At 57.4% G+C, this 1,284-nt stretch carries 1 protein-coding gene and 1 pseudogene; both read right to left on the minus strand.

Annotation, left to right across the window (positions count from 1 at the left end; translation table 11 throughout):
* Positions 1–512 (minus strand): SDR family NAD(P)-dependent oxidoreductase (locus tag FVF58_RS51065; RefSeq protein ID WP_149676992.1); only part of this gene is annotated, 512 nt, incomplete at its 3' end.
* 79 nt (positions 513–591) lie between these two features.
* Positions 592–1,213: pseudogene (locus FVF58_RS51070) on the minus strand (TetR/AcrR family transcriptional regulator).
* Positions 1,214–1,284: the final 71 nt, after the last annotated feature.

The following is a 1,284-nucleotide window of genomic DNA, read 5'->3' on the forward strand; positions in this document are numbered from 1 at the left end:
CCAGGTGCGACCGAATTGACGGTGATGCCGGTTTCGGCAAGCTCGAGTGCCCACGTGCGCGTGAAACTGATCATTGCACTCTTGGCGGCTGCATACGCGCTCCGCTGTGTGACACCCAGCACAACCAGGCTCGACAGATTGACGATACGTCCCCAGCCCTTTTCCCGCATGTTCGGCAGCAAAGCCTGTGCCGTTTGCACGGCGGGAATCAGATTGGTGCTGAACGTGCGATCAAGATCATCGAGTTCGATGTCGTCAAGACGCGCAAGCTTGATGAAGCCCATGTTGTTGACGACGCCGTCAAACGCGTAGCGCGAAGTCAGTTCACGCAAGCCCTTGTCAGTTGCTTCGCGATCGGCGAGATCAATGCTGACAAGCGTGCCGGGGAAGGTTGGATCATCGGTGCGACGTGCGATGCCGACAACCTGATGGCCTTCGCGTGCGAGCCGTTCGGACAGCGCGCGGCCAATGCCTTTGCTTGCGCCGGTGATAAGGAAAGTACGTTGACTCATGATGCTTTTTCAAAATGACAAGGTAGACACGCACGGTTCGCTGGCTTTTGCCGCGGCACATCGAACCGTGCGACGAAAATCATTCACTCGATATGGCGTTCTCTGCCTCCCGCAAACCGGGCAAACCGAGCATGGCTAGTGACACTTCCACAGCCGAACGCAGCAGTTCGCGCTCGACACTGGTACGCGCGAGCACGCGCAAACCCATCAGTACGGTAAGGAGATGAACGGATGCGTCATTGGCTTTAATGCTTTTCGAAACTTCGCGGCGCTTCTGCGCAGCAGCAATGCTTCTGCAAAAGAAGCCTCTGATTTCAGCGAGTTCGCTCGCGATCGCCTCTTGCAAACCGTCCGCATGCCGATCCTTCTCGAGCACGGCGTTGACCAGCATGCAGCCTCGCTGACCAGTGTCGGAGGCGCTACGCTGGATGACTTCGGCAAAAAATGCGGTAATGGCCAACGCAGGCGTGAAGCCACGTTCGAGTCGTGCGATCCGGTTGCGCAACGTGTGATCGAGATAGTGCTCGAGTGCAAGGCGAAACAGCGCGCTTGTCACCGAACGCGTTGTACAGGCTAGGTTGCGTCAGCCCGGTGAATCTCACCAGGTCGCGCGTGGTCGTGCCTTCGTAGCCGTGTTCCCAGAACGCGTCGCATGCCGCTTCGAGCACGCGCTCTTCGCTAAATTCTCTCGGCCTTGCCATGGTTGCGCTCCTGTTTGGGGGGGGCGTCATGAGGCCCGTGGAAAGATTGAATTATATATCAAGTGATATAA

The organism is Paraburkholderia panacisoli (assembly GCF_008369935.1).
GTDB lineage: Bacteria > Pseudomonadota > Gammaproteobacteria > Burkholderiales > Burkholderiaceae > Paraburkholderia > Paraburkholderia panacisoli.